This window comes from Absiella sp. AM09-50 (assembly GCF_003433845.1).
Lineage (GTDB): Bacteria > Bacillota_I > Bacilli_A > Erysipelotrichales > Erysipelotrichaceae > Hoskinsella > Hoskinsella hominis.
In genome coordinates this window covers 118464-127405 of sequence record NZ_QVFI01000010.1, presented here as the reverse complement: position 1 = coordinate 127405, position 8942 = coordinate 118464, and the positions used below count along the sequence as shown (strand labels likewise).

Genomic DNA, 8942 nt, shown 5'->3' with positions numbered 1-8942 from the left:
GGACAAAAATGTTTTAATTATTTTGTGTGTCTACTTGACACAAGCTGATCATATTGCGCAGCTTTTTGTTTGTCTTATAATTATGGACGTTTAACGATAACAGCTGTACCTTGTCCTCCACCAATACATAGAGAAGCAAGACCAGTCTTAGCATCACGTTTGATCATTTCGTGAATCAATGTAACTAAGATACGGTTACCAGAAGCACCTACTGGGTGTCCTAATGCAATAGCACCACCGTTTACGTTTGTCTTAGCCATGAATGCTTCACGATCAATACCGTGTTCTTCAACTAATTCGTGGATAACACCTAAAGACTGAGCAGCGAATGCTTCGTTTAATTCAACCAATTCGATGTCATCTAATTTCATACCTGCATAGTTCAAAGCGTTACGGATTGCTGGAGTAGGACCAAGACCCATAGTTAATGGATCAACACCACCCTGGCCAATACCAACGATTTCACAGATTGGAGTTAAACCATATTTTTCAACAGCATCTTCACTAGCTAACAATACGAAGCTTGCACCATCATTGATACCAGAAGCATTTGCAGCTGTTACAGTACCATCTTTGATGAATGCTGGACGTAATTTAGCCATTTTTTCAGGAGTTGATTTACGGTTAGGGTGTTCATCAGTATCAAAAATTACTGTTTCTTTACGTAATTTTACTTCTACTGGAACGATTTCATCTTTGAATCTTCCACTATCTACAGCAGCGATTGCTTTCTGCTGAGAAGCATATCCGAATTCATCCTGCATTTCACGAGTGATGTTATATTTTTTTGCAATGTTTTCTGCAGTAACACCCATGTGAATACCATTCATAGCATCTGTTAATGCATCATAGATCATGTGGTCAACACATTTGAAATCTCCCATTTTGTTTCCTGTACGAGTGTTTGCAGGAATTAGGTAAGGAGCACCTGACATTGATTCAACACCACCAGCAACAACGATATCGTTGAAACCAGTCTGGATTGACATAACACCTTCCATTACAGTTCTTAAACCAGAACCACAAACCATGTTTACTGAGTGTGAACATACTGATTCAGGAATACCAGCAGCTAAAGCTACCTGACGACCAATGTTCTGTCCCAATCCAGCACTTAATACATTACCACAAAGTAATTCATCAACGTTTTCTGGAGCAACTTTTCCGTCTTCTAATAAAGCTTTTACAACTGTAGCACCTAAGTCAACTGGTTTTACAGTTGTCAAAGATCCAAGAAAACTACCAATTGCGCTACGTTTTGCGCTAACAACATAAGTTTTTTTCATTTTCTCTACCTGTCTTTCTTTCTTTTATTGAGTATCAGGCAACCACCCGACACCATACAGCAACATCATATAGGAAACAAGGCCTTTTGTCAACCACTTGTGAAAAAATTATTAAGTGAAAAATAAAAGATTTTGTAAATTATAGTACGAAATTAAAATATATATAGAAAGTAAAATTGTAAAAATAATGTGACAGATACAAAAAAAGGAAAAAGCAGAAGATACTGAGCTGATACGATAACAGCCTGTTTTAAAGCTTTTTCTTCATGTATACATGTGACATACACAGCATATGTATGTAAATGGTTCAAGATTGCAATGTAAGATTTTTGGTTAGATTTCTGTGAAATAAATAATTTAAAAAATGGACTTGTGAAATTTTCATCAAATAATTGTTAAAAAAATAACAAAGTGGTTGACGAGAGGTAAAAATAGTTCTAAAATTAAGAGTAGGATTGCGCTTATCCCTTTTGGATAACGCCCATGCCAGTCAATGGCTTAAGAAGGAAATCCTATTGTTCAAGTAAATTAAGGAGAGGAGAACACTTATGGACTTCATGTTAACAGAACAACAACAAATGATGAAGAAGCTATTCGCTGAGTTTGCTGAAAAAGATGTAAAACCTCTTGCAGCAGAAGTCGACGAAGATGAACGTTTCCCACGTGAAAACGTTGAAAAAATGAGAGAATGTAAAATGCTTGGTATTCCATTCCCAAGAGAATACGGTGGAGCTGGAGCTGACTACTTAAGCTACATTCTTGCAGTAGAAGAATTGAGTAAGAAATGTGCAACTACAGGTGTTGTATTATCAGCTCATACTTCATTAGGTACTTGGCCAATCTTCGCATTTGGTACAGAAGAACAGAAAAACAAATATCTGCCTGATTTATGTACAGGTAAAAAACTGGCTGCATTCGGTTTAACAGAACCAAACGCAGGTACAGATGCTGCTGGACAGCAGACTACAGCTGTAAAAGATGGAGATGACTACATCTTAAACGGTACAAAGATCTTTATTACAAACGCTGGTGAAGCTGATGTATATGTTATCTTTGCGATGACTGACAAATCAAAAGGTACACACGGTATTTCTGCATTTATCGTAGAAAAAGGTATGCCAGGATTTACAGTTGGACAGCACGAAAAGAAATTAGGTATCCGTGGTAGTGCAACTAGCGAACTTATTTTCAACAACGTACGTCTTACAAAAGATCACCTGTTAGGTCAGGAAGGTAAAGGATTCAAGATTGCCATGCAGACACTTGATGGTGGACGTATTGGTATCGCTGCTCAGGCATTAGGTATCGCACAGGGTGCTATCGATGAAGTAGTTCCTTATGTTAAATCACGTAAACAGTTTGGACGTTCTATCGCTAAATTCCAGAACACTCAGTTCCAGTTAGCTGATATGCAGACAAAAACTGATGCTGCTAGATTATTAGTTTACCAGGCTGCAATGGCTAAAGAGAACGGACAGCCTTATACTTATTTAGCTGCTGAAGCAAAATTATTTGCTGCTGAAGTTGCTATGGAAGTTACTACAAAAGCTATCCAGTTAATGGGTGGATACGGTTATACTCGTGACTATCCAGTAGAAAGAATGTTCCGTGATGCTAAGATCACTGAAATCTACGAAGGTACTTCTGAAGTACAGCGTATGGTTATTTCTGGCCAGATGTTGAAATAATAGAGGAAAGGAAGAAGAACATGAAAATTATCGCTCTTGTTAAACAGGTACCGGACTCAACTGAGATCCGTGTTGATAAAGTAACTGGTACATTGATTCGTGCCGGTGTTCCAAGTATCATTAACCCAGACGACTTAGCTGGTGTTGAAGAAGCTTTAAAAATTAAAGAAACAAAAGATGATGTAACTGTTACAGTTATCTCTATGGGACCTCCACAGGCTAGTGGAATGTTAAAAGAATTATTGGCTCGTGGTGTTGACGAATGTGTTCTGATCACTGACCGTGCATTCGCTGGTGCTGACACTTGTGCTACTTCTAGTACACTTGCTGCTGCAATCGAAAAAATCGGTTATGATTTGATCATTGCTGGTCGTCAGGCTATCGATGGTGATACTGCTCAGGTTGGTCCTCAGACTGCTGAACGTTTAGATATCCCTCAGGTAACTTATGTTGACAAAATTATTGACATCAATGACAAAGTCATCACAGTTAGAAAATCTTTGGAAGACAGCGAAGAAATTATCGAAGCTAAACTTCCATGTCTGTTAACAACATTAAGTGGAATGAACACTCCTCGTTACATGAACTGTAATGATATCGTTGATTCTTTCAATAAAGAAGTTAAAATCATGACATTCAATGATTTAGGAATCGACGCTAGCAAAGTTGGTCTTGCAGGTTCTCCAACAAAAGTACATCACACATTCACAAAAGATGTTACTGCTGAAACTGAAACTTACGAACTGCCAGCTGGCGAAGCTGCTAAATTGATTGCTAAGACTTTGAAAGAAAAGCAGATCATTACGAAATAGGAGGAGAATACAATGGCTAAATTTGAAGGATACAAAGATATTTACGTATTCGTTGAACAGAGAAACGGCGTGATCGCCAATGTTGGATACGAATTAATTTCTGAAGCTAGAAAATTGGTTGCATCCATTCCTCACATGGGATTCCAGGTTGTTGGTGTTTTATTAGGACACAACATCAAGGATCAGGCACAGGATGTTATCGCTCACGGTGCTGACAAAGTAATCGTAGCTGATGATGCTATGCTTGAAGGATATTCAACTCAGTTCTATGCTGATACATTAACTCAGATCATTAATAAATTTAAACCAGACAGCTTCTTAACTGGAGCTACTGTTTTAGGACGTGACTTGGCACCACGTGTTGCTGCACGTTTAAATGCAGGTTTGACTGCTGATGCTACAAAAATCGAAATGGACCCAGAAAAAACTGACGAAGCTTTATTATTAGTAACTCGTCCTACATTCGGTGGTAACTTATTCGGTACAATCATCTGTCCAGACACTCGTCCACAGATGGCTACTATTCGTCCAAACGTATTCAGTATGGATCCAGTAGATGCTTCAAGAACTGGTGAAGTTATTGAATTTACTCCAGAATTCGCTGACAAAGATGCAAAAGTTATCGTTAAAGAAACAATCGCAAAAGTTGTTGAAGGAATCGATATTACAAAATGCGATATCTTAGTTGGTGCAGGACGTGGAGCAGAAGACTGCTTAGATATGGTACAGGCTGTTGCTGATGAATTAGGCGGAGCTATGTGTGCTTCTCGTGCAGTTGTTGACGATGGATTCGTTAGCAAAGATATCCAGGTTGGTCAGACTGGTAAGACAGTTCGTCCAAGCTTATACATTGCTTGTGGTATTTCAGGTGCTTGTCAGCACGTTGCTGGTATGGAAAAATCAGATATGATTATCGCTATCAACCGTGACCCACAGGCTGAAATCTTCAGCATTGCAAACATGGGATTTGTTGGTGACGTAAAAGAAATCCTTCCATTATTAAAAGAAGAAATCATCGCTGCGAAAAAAGCATAATGAAGTAGCAATAACAAAAGGCAGCGCGTTGTAACGCTGTCCTTTTGTTACTATAAAAAATAAAAAGGAGATATTTAAAATGAAAAAAGTTGGAGTTATTGGTGCCGGAACAATGGGCCAGGGTATCGCTAATGCTTTCGCTACAAACGGATACGATGTAACTGTTTGTGACATCAAATTAGAATGGGCACAGGGTGGTATCGACAAAATCGGTAAAAAATTAGACAAATTGGTTACAAGAGAAAAAATGACTGCTGAAAAAGCTGCTGAAATCAAAGGAAACTTAAAAGCTGGAGAATACAAAGATTTAGCTGACTGTGATTTAGTTGTAGAAGCTGTTCTTGAAATCATGGAAACTAAGAAAGAATTATTCTCTACATTAGATGAAATCTGTAAAGAAAGCTGTATCTTTGGTACAAACACTTCTTCTTTATCAGTAACTGAAATCGCTAAGGGAATCAAACACCCAGTAATCGGTATGCACTTCTTTAATCCAGCAGATCGTATGAAACTGGTTGAAGTTATCTCTGGTATCAACACACCAGTTGAAACAAAAGATGCTATCATCGAAATCAGTAAATCATTAGGAAAAACTCCAGTAGAAGTTGCTGAAGGTCCTGGATTCGTTGTTAACCGTATCCTGATTCCTATGATCAATGAAGCTGCATGTATCTTACAGGAAGGTATCGCTTCTATCGAAGATATCGATACTGCTATGAAACTTGGTGCTAACCACCCTATGGGACCTTTAGCATTAGGTGACTTAATCGGTTTGGATATCGTTGTTGCAATCATGGATGTATTATACGCAGAAACTCACGATTCTAAATATCGTTGCTGTACATTATTGAGAAAAATGGTACGTGGCGGTAAATTAGGTCAGAAGACTGGAATCGGATTCTACGATTACTCTAAATAAGACTAGTCATTAGTATCAGTGAATCTATAATTTCACATGTACTCCATTGAAATTGTGGATTCACTTTTTTAAAAATATGAAAGGATAGGTAACAAAATGGAAACTATTTTATTAAACGTGGAAGGTCATGTTGCAACAATCACAATCAACAGACCAAAAGCATTAAATGCATTAAGCACACAGGTATTAACTGAATTAAATGAAGCTTTAAATGAAGTAGATGCAAATAAAGATGTTTATGCACTTGTCATTACTGGTGCTGGTGAAAAATCTTTCGTAGCTGGTGCTGATATCGCTGAAATGAAAGAAAAATCAGTTGAAGAAGCTGCTACTTATGGAAAATTTGGTAATGAAGTATTCCGTAAAATTGAAACATTCCGTTGCCCAGTCATCGCTGCTGTTAATGGTTTCGCATTAGGTGGTGGATGTGAATTAGCAATGAGCTGTGATATTCGTATCGCTAGTGAAAATGCTGTATTCGGACAGCCAGAAGTTGGTTTGGGTATTACGCCAGGATTTGGTGGAACTCAGCGTTTAGCTAGAATCGTTGGTGTTGGTATCGCAAAAGAAATGATCTATACAGCACGTAACATCAAAGCAGATCGTGCACTTGCAATCGGTTTGGTAAACAATGTTGTTGCTGCTGAAGAATTAATGCCTACTGTTATGAAAATGGCAAACGGTATTGCGAAAAATGCGCCTATTGCAGTTGCTAACTCTAAAAAAGCAATCAACAATGGTCTACAGACAGATATCGATGGTGGTATCGCAATCGAAGTTGAAGAATTCTCTAACTGCTTCGCTACTGAAGATCAGACATATGGTATGACTTGCTTCTTAGAAAAAGTAAAAGAAAAAACATTCTCTAACAAATAAGAAACACTCGATTCTAGGTGCTTATCATTTTGCTGATACATGTGTTTATGATACACTGAATGCAGAAGATGATAAAAAGGAGGTAATTGGATTTGGGTAAGGTAATAAGTTTAGAACAGGCAGTCGCTATGATTCCTGATGGAGCTGCTGTAGGTATTGGTGGTTTCATTGGTTGTGGACATCCACAGGAATTCTCTGTTGGTATCGAAGAATCTTTCTTGAAAACTGGTCATCCAAACAATTTGACAATCATGTTTTCAGCTGGTATCGGAGATGGAACAGATAAACTTGGGCTAAACAAGTTAGGTCATGAAGGACTGTTAAAACGTATCATTGGTGGACACTGGGGATTAATTCCTAAGCTTCAGAAACTGGTATTTGAAAATAAAGTAGAAGGATATAACCTTCCACTTGGAACGATTTCATTGATGTTCCGTGATATTGCCGGACACCGTCCTGGTACATTCACAAAAATCGGTTTAAAAACATTCGTTGACCCTCGTATTGAAGGCGCAAAGATGAATGAACGCTCTAAAGAAGATTTGGTAGAACTAGTAAATCTTCATGGAGAAGAATGGTTATTGTATAAATCATTCCCATTAAATGTTGCATTGATTCGTGCTACTTATTGTGATGAAGATGGAAATGCGACAATGGAAAAAGAAGCCGCAACACTGGATTCTTTATCTATTGCACAGGCAGCGAAAAACTCTGGTGGTATTGTATTGCTACAGGTTGAAAAAGTAGTTGCTAATGGTACATTAGATCCACGTAAAGTAAAGATTCCTGGAATCTATGTAGATGGTATTGTTGTATCACGTCCAGAAAATCACATGCAGACATATGCTGAACAGTATAATCCTGCATTGAGTGGGGAAGTAAAGGTACCTGTGGATTCTATTCCACCTATGCCTTTAAATGAACGTAAGGTCATTTGTCGTCGTGCAACAATGGAACTTGATCCATCCGCAATCATCAACTTAGGTATTGGTATGCCAGAAGGTATCGCGAATGTTGCCAATGAAGAAGGCTTACCAGGATTGAAATTAACAGTTGAAGCTGGCGGAATCGGTGGTGTACCAAATGCTGGTACTGCTTTTGGAACATGTACAAATCCTGATGCTATCATTGATCAGCCATATCAGTTTGACTTCTATGATGGTGGCGGACTTGGTGAAGCATTCTTAGGACTTGCGGAATGTGATCGCTTTGGTAATATCAACGTATCACGTTTTGGACCAAAAATTGCCGGATGCGGTGGATTTATCAACATCACACAGACTTCACCAGTTGTTGTATACTGTGGTACATTTACCGCAGGTGGTTTAAAGGTAGAAGTAAAAGATGGTAAACTGAATATTCTTCAGGAAGGTCGTGTCAAGAAATTCAAACAGGATGTTGAACAAATCACATTCTCTGCTGAATATGCAAAAGAAACTGGTCAGAAAGTTCTTTATATCACAGAACGTGCTGTATTTGAACTGATTGACGGTGTCTTGACATTAACTGAAATTGCACCTGGTGTGGATCTAGAAAAAGATGTATTGGGCCAGATGGAATTTAAACCAGCAATCGCTGAAAACCTGAAAACAATGGATGAAAGAATTTTTGTTCCAGAAGTCATGGGTTTATTAAATAACTAATATAAAAGGACATAAACAGTGAGAAATCTGTCTATGTCCTTTTCTTATCTTTGTTTCTCCATATCCAAATATACTCTAGAACCAGTTGCACCTTTTTGCCCCTGATATTTACCCTGATAAGGATGAATTGCAGGACTATCCATTTTAGCGAATACCAGCTGACCAATTCTTCTGCCAGCTTTTAATTCAATAGCACAGCGATTGGCATTATATAGTTCTAATGTGATTTCTCCATGGAATCCAGGATCTACCCAGCCAGCATTTTGGATAAATAATCCCATACGACCTAAAGAACTTCTGCCTTCCACAAAGGCAGTTAAATCATCAGGTAAATGAAAATACTCCATGGTGGTTGCCAGTACAAACTGGTTAGGTAGTAAGATATATGTATCCGTAACAATGGTTTTATAAGGTATTTCATCCTCCAGATTAATGATACCGGAAGGTAAATCTTCAACAATACTGAATGTGTTTCCCAAACGAATATCGACACTGGCAGGCTGTATCTGATGTTTTTCCAATGGGCTGATTTGTAACGTGTCTGCTTCTATCATTTCAAATAATGTCTTATCTGATAATATCATGATGCTCCTCCTTATTGTTTTATATCCGCACTATTCTACCATACTTTTGTTTTAGTTTTCAATGCCTAAACACGAGATGGAAACAAAATATTCCATTTA

The 8942-nt window shown here is 38.1% G+C and carries 8 protein-coding genes; 6 read left to right on the top strand and 2 right to left on the bottom strand.

Translation table 11 applies throughout. From position 1 onward, the window contains the following. Positions 1-80 precede the first annotated feature (80 nt). Positions 81-1286, bottom strand: coding sequence for an acetyl-CoA C-acetyltransferase (locus DW114_RS10665; RefSeq protein WP_117453738.1), 1206 nt, complete (start codon positions 1284-1286; stop codon positions 81-83). A 548-nt stretch (positions 1287-1834) separates the two neighbouring features. On the opposite strand from DW114_RS10665, the gene DW114_RS10660 reads away from it, so the two are divergent. The 6 genes from DW114_RS10660 (at position 1835) to DW114_RS10635 (ending at position 8259) form a co-directional block, all read left to right on the top strand. Further along, on the top strand, positions 1835-2974 hold the full coding sequence (locus DW114_RS10660; protein WP_117453737.1) for an acyl-CoA dehydrogenase: 1140 nt from the start codon (positions 1835-1837) through the stop codon (positions 2972-2974). A 20-nt stretch (positions 2975-2994) separates the two neighbouring features. Then, the gene (locus DW114_RS10655; protein ID WP_117453736.1) at positions 2995-3786 is read left to right on the top strand and encodes an electron transfer flavoprotein subunit beta/FixA family protein; all 792 of its coding nucleotides are present in this window, start codon (positions 2995-2997) and stop codon (positions 3784-3786) included. Between the two features lie 12 nt (positions 3787-3798). Continuing rightward, complete coding sequence (locus DW114_RS10650) at positions 3799-4821, top strand: electron transfer flavoprotein subunit alpha/FixB family protein (RefSeq protein ID WP_117453735.1); 1023 nt, start codon at positions 3799-3801, stop codon at positions 4819-4821. A 79-nt stretch (positions 4822-4900) separates the two neighbouring features. Next, positions 4901-5740 (top strand): 3-hydroxyacyl-CoA dehydrogenase family protein, encoded by an 840-nt coding sequence (locus DW114_RS10645; protein WP_117453734.1) that lies wholly within the window; start codon positions 4901-4903, stop codon positions 5738-5740. A gap of 96 nt (positions 5741-5836) precedes the next feature. Then, entirely contained in the window at positions 5837-6616 is a 780-nt protein-coding gene (locus tag DW114_RS10640; RefSeq protein WP_117453733.1) for a short-chain-enoyl-CoA hydratase, read from the top strand. Between the two features lie 92 nt (positions 6617-6708). Continuing rightward, complete coding sequence (locus DW114_RS10635; protein ID WP_117453732.1) at positions 6709-8259, top strand: acyl CoA:acetate/3-ketoacid CoA transferase; 1551 nt, start codon at positions 6709-6711, stop codon at positions 8257-8259. Positions 8260-8303: 44 nt separating this feature from the next. Here the strand turns inward: DW114_RS10635 and dcd are convergent, their stop codons facing one another. Beyond that, positions 8304-8843: a dCTP deaminase gene (gene dcd, locus DW114_RS10630; RefSeq protein ID WP_117453731.1), complete on the bottom strand. Its 540-nt coding sequence runs from the start codon at positions 8841-8843 to the stop codon at positions 8304-8306. Positions 8844-8942 lie beyond the last annotated feature (99 nt).